This window comes from Psychrobacter sp. R86515, assembly GCF_042466315.1.
In the GTDB taxonomy this organism is placed as follows: Bacteria; Pseudomonadota; Gammaproteobacteria; order Pseudomonadales; family Moraxellaceae; genus Psychrobacter.
Map to the genome: position 1 here is coordinate 576,337 of NZ_JAXHCC010000001.1, position 20,580 is coordinate 596,916.

At 44.2% G+C, this 20,580-nt stretch carries 14 protein-coding genes; 5 read left to right on the top strand and 9 right to left on the bottom strand.

Going from position 1 to position 20,580, the window contains the following annotated elements; genetic code table 11:
• Nucleotides 1-164 precede the first annotated feature (164 nt).
• The 4 genes from SJY28_RS02420 to SJY28_RS02435 all read right to left on the bottom strand — a co-directional run bounded on the left by SJY28_RS02420 (nt 165) and on the right by SJY28_RS02435 (nt 5,440).
• Nucleotides 165-1,733 (bottom strand): peptide MFS transporter, encoded by a 1,569-nt coding sequence (locus tag SJY28_RS02420; protein WP_238068590.1) that lies wholly within the window; start codon nt 1,731-1,733, stop codon nt 165-167.
• Nucleotides 1,734-2,032: 299 nt separating this feature from the next.
• A complete protein-coding gene (locus SJY28_RS02425; RefSeq protein WP_379543310.1) occupies nt 2,033-2,497 on the bottom strand; it encodes a hypothetical protein in 465 nt (154 codons plus the stop codon).
• Nucleotides 2,498-2,689: 192 nt separating this feature from the next.
• Complete coding sequence (gene lnt / locus SJY28_RS02430) at nt 2,690-4,264, bottom strand: apolipoprotein N-acyltransferase (RefSeq protein ID WP_379543311.1); 1,575 nt, start codon at nt 4,262-4,264, stop codon at nt 2,690-2,692.
• Nucleotides 4,265-4,540: 276 nt separating this feature from the next.
• Nucleotides 4,541-5,440: a CBS domain-containing protein gene (locus SJY28_RS02435; RefSeq protein WP_057761902.1), complete on the bottom strand. Its 900-nt coding sequence runs from the start codon at nt 5,438-5,440 to the stop codon at nt 4,541-4,543.
• 288 nt (nt 5,441-5,728) lie between these two features.
• Here SJY28_RS02435 and SJY28_RS02440 point away from each other — a divergent pair, with 288 nt between their 5' ends.
• Complete coding sequence (locus SJY28_RS02440) at nt 5,729-7,063, top strand: DUF4105 domain-containing protein (RefSeq protein WP_379543312.1); 1,335 nt, start codon at nt 5,729-5,731, stop codon at nt 7,061-7,063.
• 7 nt (nt 7,064-7,070) lie between these two features.
• Here the strand turns inward: SJY28_RS02440 and SJY28_RS02445 are convergent, their stop codons facing one another.
• The gene (locus SJY28_RS02445) at nt 7,071-7,610 is read right to left on the bottom strand and encodes a YcgN family cysteine cluster protein (RefSeq protein WP_379544897.1); all 540 of its coding nucleotides are present in this window, start codon (nt 7,608-7,610) and stop codon (nt 7,071-7,073) included.
• 235 nt (nt 7,611-7,845) lie between these two features.
• Here SJY28_RS02445 and SJY28_RS02450 point away from each other — a divergent pair, with 235 nt between their 5' ends.
• The 3 genes from SJY28_RS02450 to ylqF all read left to right on the top strand — a co-directional run bounded on the left by SJY28_RS02450 (nt 7,846) and on the right by ylqF (nt 13,029).
• Nucleotides 7,846-8,583: a dienelactone hydrolase family protein gene (locus SJY28_RS02450; RefSeq protein WP_379543313.1), complete on the top strand. Its 738-nt coding sequence runs from the start codon at nt 7,846-7,848 to the stop codon at nt 8,581-8,583.
• Nucleotides 8,584-8,755: 172 nt separating this feature from the next.
• Nucleotides 8,756-11,947: a DUF2339 domain-containing protein gene (locus SJY28_RS02455; protein ID WP_379543314.1), complete on the top strand. Its 3,192-nt coding sequence runs from the start codon at nt 8,756-8,758 to the stop codon at nt 11,945-11,947.
• Between the two features lie 125 nt (nt 11,948-12,072).
• Nucleotides 12,073-13,029 carry a ribosome biogenesis GTPase YlqF gene (ylqF, locus tag SJY28_RS02460; RefSeq protein ID WP_057761911.1) on the top strand — a complete coding sequence of 319 codons (957 nt, stop codon included), beginning with the start codon at nt 12,073-12,075 and terminating at the stop codon, nt 13,027-13,029.
• Between the two features lie 21 nt (nt 13,030-13,050).
• Here the strand turns inward: ylqF and SJY28_RS02465 are convergent, their stop codons facing one another.
• Entirely contained in the window at nt 13,051-13,446 is a 396-nt protein-coding gene (locus SJY28_RS02465) for a hypothetical protein (RefSeq protein WP_379543315.1), read from the bottom strand.
• A gap of 6 nt (nt 13,447-13,452) precedes the next feature.
• The gene (locus SJY28_RS02470; RefSeq protein WP_379543316.1) at nt 13,453-14,577 is read right to left on the bottom strand and encodes a hypothetical protein; all 1,125 of its coding nucleotides are present in this window, start codon (nt 14,575-14,577) and stop codon (nt 13,453-13,455) included.
• 191 nt (nt 14,578-14,768) lie between these two features.
• Here SJY28_RS02470 and mutY point away from each other — a divergent pair, with 191 nt between their 5' ends.
• Nucleotides 14,769-16,013, top strand: coding sequence for an A/G-specific adenine glycosylase (gene mutY / locus SJY28_RS02475; protein ID WP_379543317.1), 1,245 nt, complete (start codon nt 14,769-14,771; stop codon nt 16,011-16,013).
• 87 nt (nt 16,014-16,100) lie between these two features.
• Here the strand turns inward: mutY and SJY28_RS02480 are convergent, their stop codons facing one another.
• Both SJY28_RS02480 and rapA read right to left on the bottom strand, forming a co-directional pair.
• On the bottom strand, nt 16,101-17,003 hold the full coding sequence (locus SJY28_RS02480) for an acyl-CoA thioesterase II (RefSeq protein ID WP_057761915.1): 903 nt from the start codon (nt 17,001-17,003) through the stop codon (nt 16,101-16,103).
• Nucleotides 17,004-17,363: 360 nt separating this feature from the next.
• Nucleotides 17,364-20,252, bottom strand: a complete 2,889-nt coding sequence (gene rapA, locus SJY28_RS02485) for an RNA polymerase-associated protein RapA (RefSeq protein ID WP_379543319.1) — start codon at nt 20,250-20,252, stop codon at nt 17,364-17,366.
• Nucleotides 20,253-20,580 lie beyond the last annotated feature (328 nt).

Sequence of the window (20,580 nt, forward strand, 5' to 3'; positions counted from 1 at the left end):
TTATGGTGAGCTATCATTAGATGTTTGGGCAGATAGTAAGCTTTCAATGGCTCGTGCCAAATATCTCATCAACTAAAACAATAAAACGTGCTACCAGTAATGGTAACACGTCTCATCATGTGTCACTTGTGCTGTTGTTAATCACAAATGTACATCAGATTATCTTATTGCTTGGCCAATTGTTTCTCACGCTCGCTTTCTTTAAGCATCTTATTGATAGGTTTTGCTAGTATCAATAATAGTACAGCGGTAACTACCAAAAAGATGGTCATGGTGGTAAATAGACCTGGTAAGCCTTCGATTTTATCAGCTGATACATGCCCACCAAAGAAGGCGGCAACCAAGTTACCCATAGCGATAGAAGCAAAGAATAGCCCCATCATTTGGCCTTGCATACCTTCTGGCGCCAATTTAGTCATAGCAGACAAACCAACTGGGCTTAATGCTAACTCACCTAGCGTCAATAATAATAAACTACCAACCAACCATAGTGGTGATGCCAAGCCAGCACCAGGCGCTAAAATGCTTTTTGAAGCAAAAATCATCAAGGCGAAACCTGCGGCTGCGAGCAGCATACCGAGTGCAAACTTAGCCATACTGCTAGGCTCAAGACCTCGGTTACCAAGCTTGACCCAGATAATACTAACGATAGGTGCCAATATTAAAATAAATAGCGGGTTCAATGACTGGAACCAGATACTTGGTATCTCAAATCCTAAAACATTCAGATCGGTATAACGATCGGCAAACAAGTTAAAAGACGTTGGTTGCTGCTCAAAGCTTGACCAAAACAGCGTCGAGCCAATGATTAAAACAAAACAAATTAACAAGCGTAGTTTGTCTGTCTTATCCAATCGTGGTGAGATAAACATAATCGCAAAATACAAGATGACCACCGCAGCAATGATATACGTCATATACTCTGCAACCATCTCAGGATTGAACGATATCATGCCAGTAGATACTAATAGCACTGCGGCTACTAGCAAGGCGACAAAACCACCAACCCAGCGACCGATGTTTTTGTAATGGTCGTTAGATTTTTCCCACTCAGCAGAAATACCTTTGGCACGTGCATAACGTGTTAAGTTCTTTTGCGCGAAAAAACGATAGATCAATAATGAAACCAGCATACCCAAACCACCAACGCCGAAGCCGACATGCCACATGCCTTTTTCTTTGAATACGCCGACGATAAGTGCTGCCAATAACGCACCGATGTTAATACCCATATAAAACAAGGTAAAACCGCCATCACGGCGAGAGTCGCCTTTGGGGTACAAGGCGCCAACCATCACTGAGATACAGGTCTTAAATAGTCCTGAGCCCAAGACAATACAGATTAAACCAACGAAGAACAGCGTCATACCAAACATCGCTGAGAGCGCGATACACAAGTGTCCAAGGGCAATAATAATACTACCCCACCACAACGCCCGCTCTTGACCTAGCCAGTTATCTGCCAACCAGCCACCTGGTACTGCTGCTAAGTATAACGAACCCGCAAAAATACCATAAATAGCAGAAGCGGTGACTTCATCGAAGCCAAAACCGCCACTGCTCACTGTTGCCACCATAAATAAAACTAATAGTGGACGAATACTATAATAGGAGAATCGCTCCCACATTTCGGTAAAAAACAATGAGCGTAAGGGCGCAGGATGTCCCATAAAGCCATTGTCTAGTGCTTCTAGCTCTGCTGCACTAGCCCCCGAATTTGTTTCTGTGCCCATAACTTTATTCCTTTAAAGATCATATTTGTAATGACCAAACCCCTGATTATCCAGATGGACGGTCATATAGGCGGAACATTGTTTCACTTGGCTATAATCAAGTAAAGAAAAAATTGGTCAAAAATTACACAAATACCTATAAAAAAAGCCCGCTCTCAATAGTTGAGAACGGACTCTTTTTATAGGTATCTAAGACAGTAATATTATGCTTATAGCACTGTTGATACAGACTTCATAATGCAGCTCATTTAACAATCGAGTGGCACTATTTTAGATCAGTTACATAGTCATACTACAGCTTACTGTGCTGCGGTCTCATCAGTAGCGTCGCCAGCATTCCCAGCATCTACATCACCATCCGCTTGCTCAGCTGTCAAATCAGCATCGGCAACAGCGGCTTGACTTACAGTACCAGAGGCCGTTGCTGTACCAGCTTCTGCGGTGACAACTGCACTATCTGCATCTGCATCTGCCGCTGGTGTTACGGTTGCATCTGCTGCAGTATCAGGCGCTGTAGCATCTGACGCTTCTTCTGTTGTTGCAGCTTCTGCATCGGCTGGAGCCGCTTCTTCTTCAGTAGCAGTAGCTTCCGCTTCATCTGCCGCAGCTGATGCTTCAGTTGTCTCAGCAGTGATATGCTCGCCTGCTGGACGCAAAAATGCAGAAACACCAATAAGTAAGACAATACCTAAGAACATGGCAATGCCACCTAAAGCGAATAACAGCTCTTTTTTTGGATTGTTATTAACGATACCTTCTGACATACCTTATCCACCTTGCACAAAATATTTGAAATATTGACCTATTATATCGCAATTTATACTGATTTGTGAAAACCCTTAAGTATTTAAAGGGTTTATTATTCACAATTTAAATATCCATTTTTGGCACTTATGACAGCTAACTACTTAATCAGTTATCTATTATTCGCTATCGTCACATCTTACTTAATAATACTACTTAACCAGACGTACTGGAGACTTAGTACGTTTACCCAAATAGCTAAGTATCAGCAGCAGTGTCATGATAAACAAAATAGGATATTGACCAAAGCGCATAAATGGCGTATTACCAACTCGTGCCTGAATATCACCGCGTAATACAGTACGTTCAAACTGCGGTGCACGCTCTACGATACGACCTTTATGGTCAATGATAGCTGTCACACCTGTGTTAGTTGCACGCATAAACCAGCGACCGTTCTCTAACGCGCGCATCTGTACCATCTGTAGATGCTGTAGTGGACCTGCTGACGTACCAAACCAAGCATCGTTTGAGATGGTCAATAAGAAGTCCGTGCCAATGGCATTTTTGCGCGTGGTATCTGGATAAGCCACTTCGTAACAGATGGCTGCGCCTAAATTATGCCCTCGCACACGTAGCGGTGACTGCTGATCACTGCCGCGACTATAGCTCATAATGTCTTGGCTACCTGCCAGGTTAGGCAGAATATCAAGCACTCCTTGGAATGGAATATATTCACCAAATGGCACCAGACGTTGCTTTTTATACAGCCCCTCTGCCTGTGCCCCTAGCGCAACCACACTATTGTAGAACGGCGGATATTTATCTGTACTGGCATCAAACGCTGCTTCATCCTTATAAGGAATACCCGTCACCCATGTTGTGTCAGTCTCTTTGGCCATCGCGACCATTTCACTGATAAAACCAACAGCTTCTGTCTGAAACATAGGAATCGACGATTCAGGCCACAGCACGATGTCACGTCCCCACTCGTCACGGGTCAACGTTGCATAGATTTTTAACGTTTCAATCTGATACTCGGTGAGCCATTTTAGGTCTTGCGGGATATTACCCTGAATCAAAGATACCGATAGATCAGGAGTGCCTTTTGGCTTGGTCCACTGCGGATTGATCAACCATAGCGCGCTACTAATGATTAGTAATGCTATCGATGGAATCATGTAGCCACCGCGGCGACGCAATAGCTCAACGATACTGGCAGCCAATAATACCGCTACAAAAGAAACCGCAAAGACGCCAGCCACAGGCGCGAGCGAAGACAGCCAATACTGCTCAGTAAACGCGTAACCAACGAATAGCCAAGGAAAACCAGTAAACAACCAAGTTTTCATCCACTCTTGGAGTATCCACAGGGCAGCAAAAGATAACGGCTGCTTGCCGACCACACGATTAAAGATGAGCGCCAAAAAGCCATGGAATAGTCCCATGCCTAGACCCATGAGCGCAATCATAATCAAAGCAAGCCATGCGGGCGTATCACCATAAACGTGTATCGAGGTGTATAGCCAAAAAGCGCCAACACACCACAGCCCTGTACCGTACGCTTGACCAATTAGAAAGGCGCGGCGACCTGTCATCGCTGGTACTAATAACGCGTACAAAATAGCAGGTGATACCAAGGCAACTGGCCAAATACCATAAGGCGCGAGCGCGAGTATAAAAGCGGCCCCTGCCAGCCAAGCTATTAGTACCGTCAGTCCCATGTGTAAACCTTTTGGCTTATCGGGGTTCAGACGTTTTTGTAAATCAACAGTAGACAGACGCATAGCAGTTATCCAAAACCATATTTTCTAAAATTTCTCAGCTAAGCGATGAGATAACACTCACGCAAAACCTGACTGCATAATGCTTTATGCAGGGCCACAAATAAAACCCACCCATGATACCAGTCAAAACCTACAAGTGGGTAAATTTGCGTAGCTAAAACCTCATTCTAAAGACCAAAAGGCAGAAAGCAAAAAACACGATTTTTCATCGTGTTTTTTATGGAATTTTCTAACAAGTTTTATTCATTGACCAACTATCGTGACACTATAAGCAAGCTAATGGCTGCCTATCAATATCTGTTGCTCGGCATTGGTTTTGGTCAGCTCTAGATTTTGGATAAATCGCCCTTCGACATCGGTAATGGTAATTTTCCAATCATCTATCACGACGCTCTCGCCTTCTAAATCACCAACGAAGCCAAGTGCTTGCATGACCAGACCGCCCATCGTATCGACATCGGTATCGTCAAAACGACTACCCAGCTCATCATTACAGTCTTCAATCACCGTAGACGCTTGGACACGCCATGTGTTTGGTTTTTCTGGATCAGGGACGATGTTATTGATATCGCTGTCTTCATCAAAGTCATCATGCTCATCGACAATATCGCCAACGATTTCTTCCAACAAATCTTCCATGGTGACCACACCACCGAAGTTACCAAACTCATCCACGACAATCGCCATATGTACTTGGGTACGCTGTAATGAGCGTAGCAATGTATCAGAACGAGCCGTTTCACTGATATATAACGGCTGGCGCACCAAGTCTCTGAGACGCTTACTGTCAATTTTGTCTTCTTGATTGCGAACCATATGTACCAAAATTGGAATCAAGTCTTTTGCCAATAAGATACCGATGACAGCATCATCATCTTGACTGTCAAAAACAGGATAGCGCGAATGGGTGGTCTCAAGAATGATGTCCATCACTTCAGCAAGACTGGTACTCTCGTGCAGACCAATTACTTGCGGACGCGGCGTCATGATTTCGCGGACTTGTGTCGCAGGCAAATCTAGCACGCCTTCTAACATATCGACCGTATCAGGCTCTAAAAACTGGCGCGAGTCTTGTACCAGACGAATCAATTCATCACGGGTTTCGGGGGCGGTCGATAGCCAGCGTTTTAAGCCGCGCATCGACCAACTACTCGGGCTGGGAGTGTCGTCAGACATGGTGGTGTGATTTAACCTCTTTAGTTAATAAAAATCAGAATAGTATTCAATATAAAAATGAACAATACTCAATAAAAAAACAAGTAGAGCCTAGATGGGGATAAAAGTAGCAAATAAAACAGCTGGTTTGTTATTAATTAATGGATGAATAACAAATTTGCTAGTACAAATTAGCTTCACTTTATCGCAAGGCTCACCGACATTCAACGACAAATTCACTCAAATTGTATTGTCAGCGTGTTATAAACTTTGCTATGGTCAAAGCCTTTATTTATCAAAGCAAACCCTATGTCGTTACGTTCCGTTTTTTCTCGCTTACTCTCGTCGCGTTCACGCAGTCGACTGTCAGACAGCCGTGGCTTAGAGAGTCTTGACTTAAAACGCGAAATATCAAAAAACAGCTCATCAGATAGCAAACAGCCAAAGCCTACATGGCGCCAGCGTCTTGTGACTTTTTTAATTGCCGTTACATTATTGTTATCAGCGCTATGGTTATTACTCGCGATTTGGTATCAATACGGCGTCAGCTCAGTATTGACGTGGCTTGCGACAATAGCGATTGTAGGTATATTAGCTGCGCTGCTAAGTACGCGTTATTGGGATGCCGTCACAAGAGTATTGCACAGCGACTCATTGTCTAATAAAAAATCAATTAGCAAAGGCACAGCAACCAAGCTACTTATCGGCATATATGGCGCTGTTTGGCTTGTGGGTCTAGGTTGGTTTTTTTCTATCGAACCTAAACAAGATCGAGAATGGATGGCTGAAGTCAGTCAGCGAGTCTCCTATGAGCGCGATGCGACTAACCCTGATTTGATTACCTTAACCAATGTTCGTAACTTTGATTGGCAAACTGAAGAAGACGCCACCGAGCACTGGGATACCCGTACAATTGATCTGTCTAAACTCTCTGGCGTCGATGTGACCAACTCTTATTGGATGGGGCCGCTAATCGCTCATACCTTAGTTAGCTTTCGATTTGAAGATGATAGACCACTTGCATTCTCATTTGAGATACGTAAAGAAGATGGCGAGTCTTTTTCAGCGCTTGCTGGGTTTTTTCGACGTTATGAGCTGAGCCTGATTGCTGCAGAAGAGCGCGACATCATCTATACCCGTAGCAATGCGCGCGGCGAGCAGGTTTATCTGTTTCCTATTAGCAATTTGCAACAGCATGAGGTGAGGTCGCTGTTTGAATCTTATCTGACTGCGGCTGATGATTTGAACGCTAAACCTGCTTGGTACAATACACTGATTAGCAACTGTACCAATATTATCTTTTATATGGCGCGTATCGTCAGTGGCGATCGTTTGCCATGGGATTATCGAATTTGGGTCTCTGGTTGGTTACCGAACTATCTATATGATGTGGGCATGTTGGATGCGGCTCCAGAAAAGGACAACCAGCCTTGGTCAATGAACACGTGGTATGAGCGTACCCATATCAACCCAAAAGCAAAAGGCTTTGATAATCAAGTCAACTCACAGTCTGATATCGATAGAGATAAAAACAGCCGTAAATTCTCACAGCAGATTCGTCAAGATATTCCGATACCAGCATTGGCTAACTCGCAAGCCAGTGCTGAAGCAAAGGCCAAATCTACTGCTCAGGCATCTAACTAACTGTAGACTAAGGGTTAACCCAGTTAACCACCCGCGTTTCCATCTCTTCATCAGACATACCGATTTCCGTGACACAGCGACCGGCGACGCCCACGTTGGCCGCTCGCATTTGTTGTTGTGTTACCACAGCATCCCCAGTCAATAATAAATGCCAACTTGGTAAGCCCTGTCCTTTATATAAACGCTTATAAGCGCAGTGCGATGGTAGCCACATCATCTTGGGCAAGTTGTCCATAGTCAGCTGAATACAGTCTGGCACGTGCTCCTGACGCGTTGCATAGTGACTGCAATATCCTGTCGCACAGTCCATCAACTGGCAGGTGACATCGGTATATTCGACCAGCTCCTCATCCACATTGCCACTTTCATCTTCATCGATGTACTTAATCAAGCAGCAACTGCCGCAACCATCGCACAACGCTTCCCACTCGCTATGGTTTAGTTCTGTTAACGCAAATCGCGACCAAAACTGCGGACGTAGTGGCTCAGGCTCATACTTAGAGTCAGAATCAACATTAGAATCGACATCGGCACTATCAGGGAACAAACCCACCGATTGCTCAGGCTTGGCCGCTGCATCGAGACCTAAGTTCAAGTCTGATTGGTCATTATTTTTGTTTAACAAATTTATAGTCATAAAGTCGCAGTAGCATTTTGATAAAGAGCGTTACAGTATTATAGCTGTTTTTGCTAGACATGGGCGTTAAGGTAGTACGAGTTAGAAAAACGAACCATCACAATGACGAATAATTAAAACTCACAACATAAAAAAGGACAATAATATGTCAATTAAGACTTTCGAATTAATCAGTACTACCGAGAATGGTGTAGAACTTATCAGTTATGTAGCACTTCCAGAAAACGCTTCAGATGAAAATCCAGCAGCAGGTATTTTGGTTGCACCAGAATGGTGGGGCGTGGTCGATCATCCAAAATCAGTGGTTGAGCGCTTAGCAGAGGCAGGTTATGCAGCAGTCGCTATGGACGTTTACGGTGAAGGCAAACTAACCACTGATGCAGCGCAGGCAAACATGTGGATGGAGCAAGTACTGGCCGATCAAGACATGCTAATGACACGCTGCCGCTTAATTTTGAATGATTTTAGCGATCAGTTATCAGTCGATGGTGATAACCTAGGCGCCATCGGTTACTGCTTCGGTGGTAAAGTTGTACTAGATATGGCTCGCGAAGGCATGCCACTAAAAGCGGTTGCCACGTTCCATGGTAACCCAACCCCAAAACAGCCAGCAGACAAAAACTTTGCAGCAAAAGTGTTGGTCGCTCATGGTCGTGATGACTCAATGGTATCAATGGATGCCATCGAAGGTCTAAAATCAGAGCTAGACGCAGCCGATGTTGACTACACTATCGACGTCTATGACAATGCCAAACATGGCTTTACCAATCCGCATGCTGATGAGCGTGCGGCCAAAAATGAAGTGGATCTTGGCTACAACGAAGCCGCTGCTAAACAAAGCTGGGAAAACATGCTTGAATTTATGAAAGCCAATTTAGCATAAAAAACGATTTGGTATAAAGACCATTAAAAAGGGTAGCTTAATTATTAAGCTACCCTTTTATTTTGAGTGTCATTCTAGCATTTGTCTTTTAGCCCAGTAATCAGAGTAGTCTTGTGCTTATTATCAAATCACGTCATTATCACTTTACTATAAACTGGATTGAGCGACGAAGATGTTATATCTAATGGTGACCCAGTTGGGCTGGCTGGCTTTTACGATTTTATTGATCGTAGTGGTCGCGTTATATACTAGGATAGCTCGAAAAATCGAGCATCTACGCCGCGATGTGACGAAACTGCAAGCTGAGCTGGAGCAGCAAAGACATCGTAGTATGACGCCTCCGTCTGCACCTTTAATCGATAAAAATGATTATGCACGCAACACTGCTACTGACGATCCTGATCTTAAAGACAATGTTCCTAAAGAAAGTGACACTAAAGACCATGCTCCTAAAAAAATAGCTTTTGACTCACAACCATCTTCTCCAGATAATCGACCGCCTGTATCACCACCACCGCTTCCTACCGTTGCTTCAAACTCGACCATACATACAGCATCAAATATCTATGACGATAAATCTATAGACAATAATGCCCTTATCAATACTGAAAACACAGCGCCTACGGCACCGATTGAACCTGATGAACGCTCATTGCCTATTGTGACATCACTGATTCATTCAATCAAAAACTGGTTTTTCGGTGGCAATTTAGTCGTGCGAGTCGGCGTATTGGTGCTATTGATAGGTGTGGTGCTCCTGCTTCGCTTATTAAGCGAATATATCGAGATTTCGATTGCCACGAAGTTGATAGCAGTCGGCGTTACAGGGTTAGCATTGGCAGCGCTTGGATTAAAGCTAACGGCAAAACGCTTTTCATATGGGATTACGCTACAAGGCGCAGGCTTAGCAATTGCTTATCTAAGCACCTTTTTTGCTTACAGTGTTTATGCAATCATTCCTAGTATCCCAAGCTTTATCGGGCTTGGGTTATTGTCTGCCATTACTATTGCTCTCGCCGTACGTCAAAACGCCTTTCCATTAGCATTACTGGCATTATCGGGTGGATTTTTTGCACCGATTTTGACCAGTGACGATACTGGCAGCTTGGTCACCTTATTTAGCTATTATCTACTGCTAAACGTCACCATTGCCGTCATTGCTCACTATCGACCGTGGAAAATACTGAATCTATTCGGTGTGACTGTGACATTTGGCTTGGCATACTATTGGGGTATCAGCGAAAACCTGAGCGCCGTCATTGAAACGCAGCGCTGGTCATTGGTAGCTTTAGCAACCTTACACTGGCTGCTTTACTTATTTGTCGTCATTCGTTATGCGCAGCAAATCATTACCTACAATGCGCTAAACGAAAAAGACCTCAGTCATGCTGATAATGTAGATGATACAAAACACTTGGACAAAGCCCATGTAGGCAGCTCCTATGTATTCCCCATTGATACGGGTTTACTGTTTTCAGTACCGTTACTGGCTTTTGGCTTATTTTCCGCGTTACTAAACGACATCTCTAATGCCCTCACGATTACCAGTGCCATTTTGGCTGCGGTTTATCTTGGGATGGGCTGGTTGTTCATCCAACGCAGTAGACGCTATGCTTTAATCACCGAAGGGATGCTGGCATTAGGATTAGGATTTTTTGCGCTCGTTATTCCGCTGGCGCTAGATGCTGAATGGATTGCTTTTGGCTGGTCAGTACAAGGATTGGCGCTAGTATGGTTTGGACGACGCTCGCTGCGATCGTGGTCGGTGTTATTCGGCTTACTATTGCAGCTCATCAGCATTGGTATGCTAGTGACGACAGCGATAGTCTCTATCGAAGACTATCCCGTTTTGGCCTTTAGTATTTCAGCGCTCAGTTATCTAGCGACCGTCTTTATATTACGCGCTAGCAATTCCCCTGCTGCGCTGATTAATACGTTAGACGGTAGTAATAACCTTAACAATAAAAGCGCTACAACATCCTCAGTAATACAATCACAAACATTGGACAGCACATCAGATCTATTGACCAGCTATGCCCGTACGCTGGGTGTCAGTACGCAAGCTGCGCAGCAATGGCTGACCTCAATCAATAGTCAAAGCCGCGTATTTAAATTCGTTTGGCATAGTCCTAGATTCATCAAATTTTTGACATTGACCGCGATGGCTTGGATGCTACAAGTACTTATGCTGGATTTGCATCATTGGTTTGATATCTGGCAATCAAGCACGACGGTAATTGCACTGGCAGCACTCATCAACTTGATCGCTTATTGGGTCATCAATCGCTATCGTCCATGGGCGGAAATCAGACAGCTTAGTCATGGATTGCTAGCCCTGTTCTACTTCATGCTAATACTGCAACTGCCACAAAAGTTTGAGCGAAATTTAACATGGGCAACAGCGGAATGGTTGGTGTTTGTAGGCTTAATAATTGGTTGGTTAGTCATGGGGCAGCTATGGCTAAAGACATGGTCTGATAACAGCGATACCTCACGCTATAATGATGCAAGTTGGCTAGGTACGGGTATCTTACTTATTGCTGCCGCTGCGCATTATGGCCTACCAGACTCTGATGACGTAATGGCTTTCTTGTTTTCAGCGGCATTTATATTATTTGGACTATGGTTCAATCGTCGTTATCTCAGTCAAAATGCAGAAAACACATCAACTAATAAAGTTTCAGAACAAGGTCTACTGTATTGGTTTGATTGGCAACAGGCACTATTAGGATGCGCTGCCATTTTTGCTCCCATTGCTTTACTGTGGGTTGTTCTTACCAATTGGTCTTATGACGGTGTGATTTGGGGACTGTCTTATTTTCCATTGTTCAACCTATATGACATCACATCGTGGCTGACGCTATCGGTTGGTTTTAGTCTGTATTACATCAGCCAACGCCGCCACAATGAAACCATTACCGAGCCGAGTGCAGCTGCCAAATCTAAGCGCGTATTCACCACTGAGAATTTGCTAATTATATTGGGTCTGATCAGTTTTTGGTTAATCTCTAGCATGTTGGTCAGAACGCTACACGCCTTTATTGGCACACCACTTTGGAATGACTATCAAGGCGGCGCATGGCAGAGCGAGCAAGTACAAACAGGACTGACGATTTTATGGACGCTCTTGGCATTGGTCGCCACCATCCTTGCGAGTCGCTACTGGCAACGCGCGCTTTGGTTTATGGGTATTGGATTATTAGGTATTGTCGTACTCAAGCTTGTCTTGGTAGATTTATCACAGACTGAGGCGATTTGGCGAGTGATATCCTTCCTTGGCGCAGGTAGTTTGATTCTGCTCATTGGCTATCTCGCCCCATTACCACCAGCGCACGAGGAAACAGAAAACCAAAATCAAGCGTAATGACAAAGCTGGTTAAGTGAAATTGTGCCGTGAGCAAGGTGGTTCTGTAGTAAACTGGACACCATTAGAAAGTAAACGTTGATTGTTTTACTTTTAGTATTTTTTATAAAAGGTTATGAAAGCAGATGGATAAGAGAGCAAGTATTCAGTGGTTCCCTGGGCATATGAACAAAGCCCGTAACGAAATCAAAGAAGTCATGCCGCAGATGGATTTGGTCATCGAGGTCATCGATGCGCGTATTCCATATAGTAGTGAAAACCCAATGGTCGCAGCACTGCGCGGCGAAAAACCTGTTATCAAAATCCTGAACAAAGCTGACCTTGCCGATCCTGAGTTGACTCAAGCATGGATGGATTATCTCGAACAGCAAGATGGGGTCAAAGCCATTGCGTGCGATACTGAAAAAGCCAATGATGTAAAACGTATTATCGCTATCTGTAAGCATCTCGTACCCAATAAAGTCGGGACTGGTCGCCAAATCAAAGCGATGATTATGGGTATTCCAAACGTTGGTAAATCAACGCTGATCAATACGCTAGCAGGACGCGCTGTGGCGAAGACAGGCGATGAGCCAGCCGTGACCAAATCGCAGCAGCTAATTAAGCTCGACGATGACATCATGCTCTATGACACGCCCGGTATGCTCTGGCCAAAAGTTGAAAACGAAAACTCTGGTTATCGTTTAGCAGCGACAGGCGGTATTCGTGATACTGCTTTTGACTTCGCTGATGTAGCCAGCTATACCGCTGAGTACTTGATGCAAGCCTATCCTGAGCTGCTAAAAACTCGCTATAAAATTGAAGAGCTGCCAAAGACTGATTGGGAGTTCTTTGAAGTCGCTGGACGTAATCGCGGCTGTGTACGCGCTGGCAATCAAGTCGATACGTACCGTATGTCTGAGATTCTGATTAACGAATTGCGTAGTGCGAAGATTGGTCGCATTACGCTAGAGACACCAGCAATGACTGAAGCGGAAGAAATCGTCGTCGCTGAACAACGACTCGCTGCTGAAGAGAAGAAAAAGGCGAAAGAGGAAGAAAAGCGCTTACGTCGTCTAAAGACACGGAAGAATCGGAAGTAGGTTTAATAAACGTAAGACCAATCATGTAGAAGTGAAAATTTTCCCATCAGGCAAAGAAACCAACCCTAGCAAATAATAAAATACCAACCCATGTTTCTTTGCCAATGGTGCAATTACTCTAGCAGCTTCTTGCATGTTATTATCTGGCAGCGGCAGAGAGACAGCAAATGTATTCTGTAGCTGTACATGAGCGACCGTCGCCCCAAATGCTAATGAAAGCTCAAATGATAAATCACCTTCATGGGCAAATTGCTGTAGCTCAGTGGCGAATTTTAATATGTTTTCACTATGAGCACTGACTTCTATCTCTAGCAGCTGCGGTAGTAATACACCTGCACTATCGTAAGAGATAGGCAGATACTCATCGCCATCACCCAAACTTGCATCCCAAACATAAAACAAAGTATATTCATTCATAACTGGTTACTCCAATGGCTCTACGGTAGATAAAATCTCTAAAAGTCTATCCCAGCGCTCATTCATTCTATTCTTAGCATACTCGTTTGGTGAGTTATCTATCAGATCACGATACTGGGTAACCAATTCATCAAAGTCCTCTCGACCCGCAAGTTTGGCTAAAATAAGGTGTTTATCCACACTCTCACCATAGCTGTGCCCTCTTGCAATCCTATCATGCAGTAACAAAAAAAGTTGATTATAGCTGTCTATTTTATCTGCTTCATCCAGTTTACTGGCAAACTCAGTATTGATAAATTCAGGAATCTGTTTTTGCTTATCTGTAAAGCTTCTATCGCATACATTAATGTAATGTAGCTTTAAATAAGGAAACTGCTGTCTAAGTTCAGTTGGCGGCGATACTTTGTCATAAATCTCTTCAAACGCTGGTGATACAAAATACGCATGAATTTTTAATCTAAAATAGCCGTTCTTACCTTCCGCTCCTCCGGTTAGACGCACATGACCATAAGGCATGGCCTTGGTACAACCATCGACTTCAAGAGAGTCATTAACGTTAGCGCTTGTTACTTGACTACACTGATAACCATAACGTTCTAAACAATCATGCATGAATGGGTGCAGTATTTTTTCAAAGTCCTCTCTATCTCTAGGAACCTGTGCCTCTGGCTTATAAATATCAGCAGACTGTTTTGCCAGCGCCCGCTTTTCTTTTAGCAGTGCCATACCTCTTGCGATGTTAGGCGGATAGATCGTACCATCTGGATAGGCGACCATACCCCGAGTGTCATAAAAAACTAGCCCTAATTCTTCACATAAAGGGGCGATAACATCTAACGCTTCACCGTGCAGTGCTTCAGGTGTGGGTATGGCTACGCAAGCGGTCTTAGGATGCGTTTTCATCTCTAAATTTGTATTTGCGTAGGTTTCATAAAAAACTTCTGAATAATCCAAGGTGCTGGCTTCGTCCACGAGACGATCTGCCAACTCAATAATGTTTGGACTAATATCATCCACTGGCTGCTGGCTCAAAGCTTTAAAGTCATGGGTTGCTTGCTCCCATGAGCTGTCTTTACTTGGTATACAAGTAACTTGCTGGGTATCCCAGACAAAAAAGGTTTGTGTTGACAAGATACTATCTCCTAAACCATTAATGGAAACACTGGTTCTACTTATTATCAAACCGAAAGTGCAAAACACATAATAACTAACTAATACTTTTCCTTAAAAATAACAAACCATTGCATAGCGAGTCAGCCCACCCCATAAATCAGTTAACCTTTTATGGTCTAATATTTTTTATTAATTGACAAGGATTATTCTTGCCTACTTTATTCTCTCAACCTGAGTTATCTCTAAACTCCTTTGCCCCACGCCTACTAGATTGGTTTGCCGAAAACGGTCGCCATGACTTACCTTGGCAACAGCACCAAACCGATACGCCAAATCCTTATATCGTTTGGTTATCCGAAGTGATGCTTCAGCAAACGCAAGTGACCACTGTACTGCCCTACTTTGCACGCTTTATGGCATCGTTTCCGACCGTGCAGGATTTGGCCGCAGCAGAATGGGATACCGTAGCGGAGCATTGGGCAGGACTTGGCTATTATGCGCGTGCGCGTAATTTGCATAAAGGTGCTAAGCAGTTGGTTGCAGTGATTGATGAGATGGGCGAGTTTCCGCAGACGCTAGCAGGATGGGAGGCGATTTCGGGCGTTGGGCCATCGACTGCTGGCGCGATTATGGCGATGGGCTTGCACCACTATGGTGTCATCTGTGATGGCAATGTCAAACGAGTCATCACGCGTTGGGCAGCGATTGATGGTGATATTACTAAATCTGCCACCACCAAAGGTTTATGGGCATTGGCAGAGCGACTGACACCTACAGAAAACTCAGGATTGTTTGCGCAAGCCATAATGGATATGGGTGCGACATTATGTACCCGTAGCAAGCCTGCCTGTCTATTATGTCCATTGAAAGAAGACTGCCTAGCGCATGCGCAAGGGCGCGAGACTGATTATCCCGTCAAAGCCAAAAAGCAGCCCAAACCTAGTAAATTCAGTGATGCACTGCTAATCGAAAGTGCAGACAGTGAGATATTGTGGCTACAGCGCCCTGACAATGGTATCTGGGGTGGATTGTGGAGTTTGCCATTACAGTTCGTGGAAAAAATTGACGGTAAAGCAAACACTAAGGCTACCGTTAAGAAGACGCTAGCTAGTGATGATAAGCCATCAAACGTAGCAAATGATGTCCGTAGTAATGAAAAAGTATACGAAGCAGAGTTTACCACTGCTGAGCAAATCATAAATGAATGGCTCATAAAGAATGAACTGGTCGCAAAATCAGTCAGCAATACTTTACTCGATGACGCCCCTATTAAGCATTCGCTGACGCACTTTCACTGGTATTTGACCCCGCGTAAACTGACGATTGACGCGACGCAGGTAACTGAGTTAAATCAGAAATTAGCAGCGGCCGAAGTCGACTTTAAGTGGTTAACCGAACAAAAAGCGCAAGACAGCCTAGGGCTACCTCGCGCGATGGCTAAAATCTTAGAGTAAGAAATTGGAATAAAAAAAGCGACTCACTATTAATAATGAGTCGCTTTTTTATGATGATAATCTAAAGGCAGCTGAGCCTACAGCACCCTAGGACTTTGGCACACGTAAACGCATGAGGCCTTCTTGTTGCACGGTAGCGACCAGTTTGCCATCTTGCCAAAACTGGCCATGGTTCAAGCCTTTCGCATTAGACGTGGTATCACTCCACATGTCATAAAGCATCCATTTGTTTAGGTCAAAATCACGATGGAAATGCATCGAGTGATCAATACTGGCAGCTTGCAGGCCACTGGTCATAAAGCTAACACCATGTGACATCAGCCCTGTGCCAACCAAATAAAAGTCCGATGAGAATGCCAATAGTGCCTGCTGAATAGCCACTGGCTGATTGCCCAATTCACGAATGCGTAGCCAGTTTGCTTGTTTAGGCTTCATAGGTTCTGGGCTAATCGGATTACGCGGTTTCACTGGCTTAATCTCGACATGACGGCGCCGCATAAATCTTGCTTTTAGCGCTTCTGGTACTTTTCCGACATTCTCTTCTTTTAAATCTTGCTCTGTCAGTAGGTCTTCTGGCGGTGGATAGACAGGCATATCTTCTTGATACTCAAGCCCATCTTCCATCGGTGAGAACGAGGCAATCATTGAAAATATCACTTGCTCAACAGGTGGCTTACCACGTACTTCTTTATACTGAATAGCCGTGACTTCACGTGCAGACAAGCTACGACCATCACGTAATCGACGAACTTGGTATATCACCGGTTGGTTGATATCGCCACCACGCAAAAAATATCCATGCAGTGAGTGACAAGGTTTGTCTTTATCTAATGTATGCGCCGCTGCCATAATCGCTTGAGCGAGCACTTGCCCACCAAATATACGACTGCCCACATAGTCATGGCTTTTACCCTCAAACACATCAGGGGTAACTTCAATAAGCGCGATAGTAGCCAGCAGCTCATCAATCAGTTGTAGATTGTCGGACATGACGATATGTTTCCTTATTTTTATCAAAAACGCTCAGCATCTGATGATATTGATGCCATATAGCCATCATATTTGAATGTAAAATAATGCGAGATCACTGGTTAAGATCTGTCGAAGGAGACCTTAAAATAAACATACAGACATCGTTAGCGATGTTATCACCGAATATTTATTTTCTATAGAAAAGGTAAACATCTTACCCAATATTGGTGGCTTTGACTAGTTACTGTCGGCTTACTCATAAGTATTGCCTGTCTGTTTTTGCCAGAAAAATCGCAACTAAAGAGCAAAACAAGTAATCTCAACCATAAAAAAACGAGATGTATAATAACACCTCGTTTTTGACAAATACGCCGATGTTTATGGCTTAACCGCTACGAGTACGCGAATAGAATCCGGTACTAATGATAAATTACCAAGCGCTTGCTCACCTTGAGCTTTGAGCTGCTCTAAACGCTCAATCTCTTCAGGACGTACGTTTGGATTGATCGTCTGTAGATGTTTTAAACGTTTGATTTCGCGTGACCACTGCTGGCTAAAGCGTGTACTTGCTTGCTCACCAATTTCAGCGATCTGCTGACGAGCAATGTCTTCAGCTTCGTAATAACGCTGCTCAATCACATCGCCGCGTACTTTAATGACTTGGCGGGCACGGTTTTTATCCAAACGCTCAACGTGCGGCATAATCATCTCAGCACTGATACGAGCCGATAAATCACTGCCCTGCTCACTGATAAAGACACGGATATTTTGCGTGGACAAAGTCGCTGGTAGATTGAGCACTTTTGGCGCGATTGCTTCAACACGGAAGTTCACCTCTAGCAGTACCATACCTTGCGGAACGGCGGCACTTTTTAGCATAGCAACTGTCGTATTACCAAAGGTACTGGTGCTCGCTAGCTCATAAATTGCACGCATCAATGGATGCTCGTGAGTGATGAATTCAATATCTTCACGCTGAAGCGCTTGCTCACGCTCAAAGGTCAACGTCATACCGTCTTCATCACCAAGTGGCAAACCATCAATATAATCACTGATCTCGGTGCTATCGATCGGTGCGATCACCCACGAGCCATCACGTTGGATATTATGATCGATATTGGCAGATGCAAAGAAACGCTCAATAAAGTGCGGCAGCAAATTATTACCATCAAAGTCACGCATAGCATCGGCGATACGACCTGCGACACGCGGACGGCATGAGTTGTACTCTAACAGACGGTCACGACCAGCTTGTAGCTGTGCTTCTAGTCCCAAACGTGTCTGTAGCGCCTCGTCAATGATGTCTTGCAAGATGACATTATTTTCAGCGGTATCAGCACCCTCAAGCATTGGCTTAAGCTCTTGGATATATTGCTCTTGTACACTTTGTGCGGTTGGCGATATCTGATTGAACATGTTCAGCGCATCGTTATACCACTGATACAGACGCTCTTGCGCTGTACCCTGTACATAAGGTACATGTAGCATGATTTGCTGCGTCTGACCGATACGATCTAGACGGCCGATACGCTGCTCTAACGTATCTGGGTTAGCAGGTAGATCCCATAGTATTAATTGGCTTGCAAACTGGAAGTTACGACCTTCTGAACCAATTTCTGAACACAGTAGTATCTGCGCACCTTCGCTATCTGCAAAGAATGCGGCCGCTTGGTCACGCTCAAGCAAAGTCATCTGCTCAGTAAAGATAGCTGTTTTGATACCTGCATGCAGACGCAATACCGCTTCTAAACTCTCTACCGTCGCACCACTACGAGCGATTAATAGCACTTTTTGATGCTTAAGCTCACCGCGTAAGATATCAATCAACCAAGAAACGCGTGGATCATCTTCTAGCCATCCACCGTCTGGTTGGTTTTCTTCGCCCCATAGCTGCTCACGCAACTTACCATTGGTTTGATAGCTGTCTTTCCATGCTTCAGGTAATGGCAGTGGATATGGTTGGCTGCTACGGCCATAGAAACCTTTGACACTCTCACGAGTATTACGGAACAAGATACGACCTGTACCATGACGATCTAATAACTCGTTTAGCGCATGTGTACGCAGTTTTTCATCTTCATTGATTGAAGACAACTCTTCAATACTAATGTCTAGTAAGCTACTTAAAGCAGCGATTTGGCCTTCATTTAATGGCTTTTCTTCTATCAAGACACCAGCAACTGCTGCTGTCTCTGCAAAAGCTTCTTGACCATCGATAAATTCATCCAAATCATCAAAACGATCTGGATCAAGCAAACGCAGACGGGCAAAGTGACTTTGCGCACCAAGCTGCTCCGGCGTTGCTGTCAATAGCATCACGCCTGGCGTTTCTTCTGCGAAATCCGCAATCAAGTCATACTTATCATTGCCGCCCTGTGCTTCATCCCAATGCAGATGATGCGCCTCATCAACAACCAATAAATCAAACCCTGCATCCATCGCTTGGTCGTATAAGTCTGGGTGATCAAGTAACAGATCCATACCACCAATGATACATTGCTCAGTGGCAAAGACGTTTTGTTCGGGGTCGTGTTCTTTAATAGCCGCAGTACGCACTAGATCAAACAAGGCAAAGTTTAGGTTAAAGCGACGACGCAGCTCAATCATCCATTGATACTGCAAGCTATCTGGTACCAAAATCAACACACGCTCAGCTTTGCCTGTTAGCAACTGCTGATGAATAATCATGCCCGCTTCGATGGTTTTACCAAGGCCAACTTCATCAGCCAGTAGTACACGCGGTGCGATACGCTTACCGACTTCATGTGCGATATATAGCTGATGCTCGATGATATCGACACGTGCACCCATTAGACCTTTTAATGGATGACCTGCCAGCGCTGATTGCATGCGCAAGATATCTTGACGCAGCTCATACCAGTCACCACGTTCAATACGGCCAGCAAGCAAACGCTCAAGCGGCTTGGCCAACGTGATATTGGCAGCAAGGCGGGTTTCCATGATGCCGCGCTCGTGCTCATCGACGCCATATTTAAGTACACCCATCACTTCATTAACAGCATTGACCGTATAGCTTTTGCCATCTTGATCGTAGATGCTATCGCCTACTTTAAATACCACGCGCGATAATGGCGCAGAGTTTTTTGCGTAGACGCGTGTCTCTTCACTTTGCGGAAATAAAATATGCACACATCGGTCGTCAACATCGATGACCACACCTAAGCCAAGCTCAGACTCCGTATCAGATAAATAACGTTGACCAACGGCGAATTCAGTACTGTGCAATGAAGCAATAGAGATAGTCATAGGGCGATGTCTTTTGTACTCAGATAATGAAATTTAGATAGATAGCTTAGAAAACAGCAATGGCGGCTAACAATAGCTAAATAAGGTTGTTCACACCATAAAATGTCAAAAAGACATAGAAGAAATGCCACAACACCAATCAAGCCAATCGTTCAGCCCAACCATTATATAACGTTAGCGGGTAGATGAGTGCGTTAAGTTGACTTTTCAAGAGCAGATTCATACAAGATGACGCGAATGCTAAGCATAAGTTGGTCATATAAAACAATAAGATAACGACTCGCAAGTATAGAAAAAACATTTACATCATAATATTGTTTCTATACTG

Excerpts from the sequence above, each read along its gene's own strand:
- SJY28_RS02420 (WP_238068590.1), bottom strand. The coding sequence starts at position 1,733 with ATGGGCACAGAAACAAATTCGGGGGCTAGTGCAGCAGAGCTAGAAGCA.
- SJY28_RS02425 (WP_379543310.1), bottom strand. The coding sequence starts at position 2,497 with ATGTCAGAAGGTATCGTTAATAACAATCCAAAAAAAGAGCTGTTATTC.
- lnt (WP_379543311.1), bottom strand. The coding sequence starts at position 4,264 with ATGCGTCTGTCTACTGTTGATTTACAAAAACGTCTGAACCCCGATAAG.
- SJY28_RS02435 (WP_057761902.1), bottom strand. The coding sequence starts at position 5,440 with ATGTCTGACGACACTCCCAGCCCGAGTAGTTGGTCGATGCGCGGCTTA.
- SJY28_RS02440 (WP_379543312.1), top strand. The coding sequence starts at position 5,729 with ATGTCGTTACGTTCCGTTTTTTCTCGCTTACTCTCGTCGCGTTCACGC.
- SJY28_RS02450 (WP_379543313.1), top strand. The coding sequence starts at position 7,846 with ATGTCAATTAAGACTTTCGAATTAATCAGTACTACCGAGAATGGTGTA.
- SJY28_RS02455 (WP_379543314.1), top strand. The coding sequence starts at position 8,756 with ATGTTATATCTAATGGTGACCCAGTTGGGCTGGCTGGCTTTTACGATT.
- ylqF (WP_057761911.1), top strand. The coding sequence starts at position 12,073 with ATGGATAAGAGAGCAAGTATTCAGTGGTTCCCTGGGCATATGAACAAA.
- SJY28_RS02465 (WP_379543315.1), bottom strand. The coding sequence starts at position 13,446 with ATGAATGAATATACTTTGTTTTATGTTTGGGATGCAAGTTTGGGTGAT.
- SJY28_RS02480 (WP_057761915.1), bottom strand. The coding sequence starts at position 17,003 with ATGTCCGACAATCTACAACTGATTGATGAGCTGCTGGCTACTATCGCG.
- rapA (WP_379543319.1), bottom strand. The coding sequence starts at position 20,252 with ATGACTATCTCTATTGCTTCATTGCACAGTACTGAATTCGCCGTTGGT.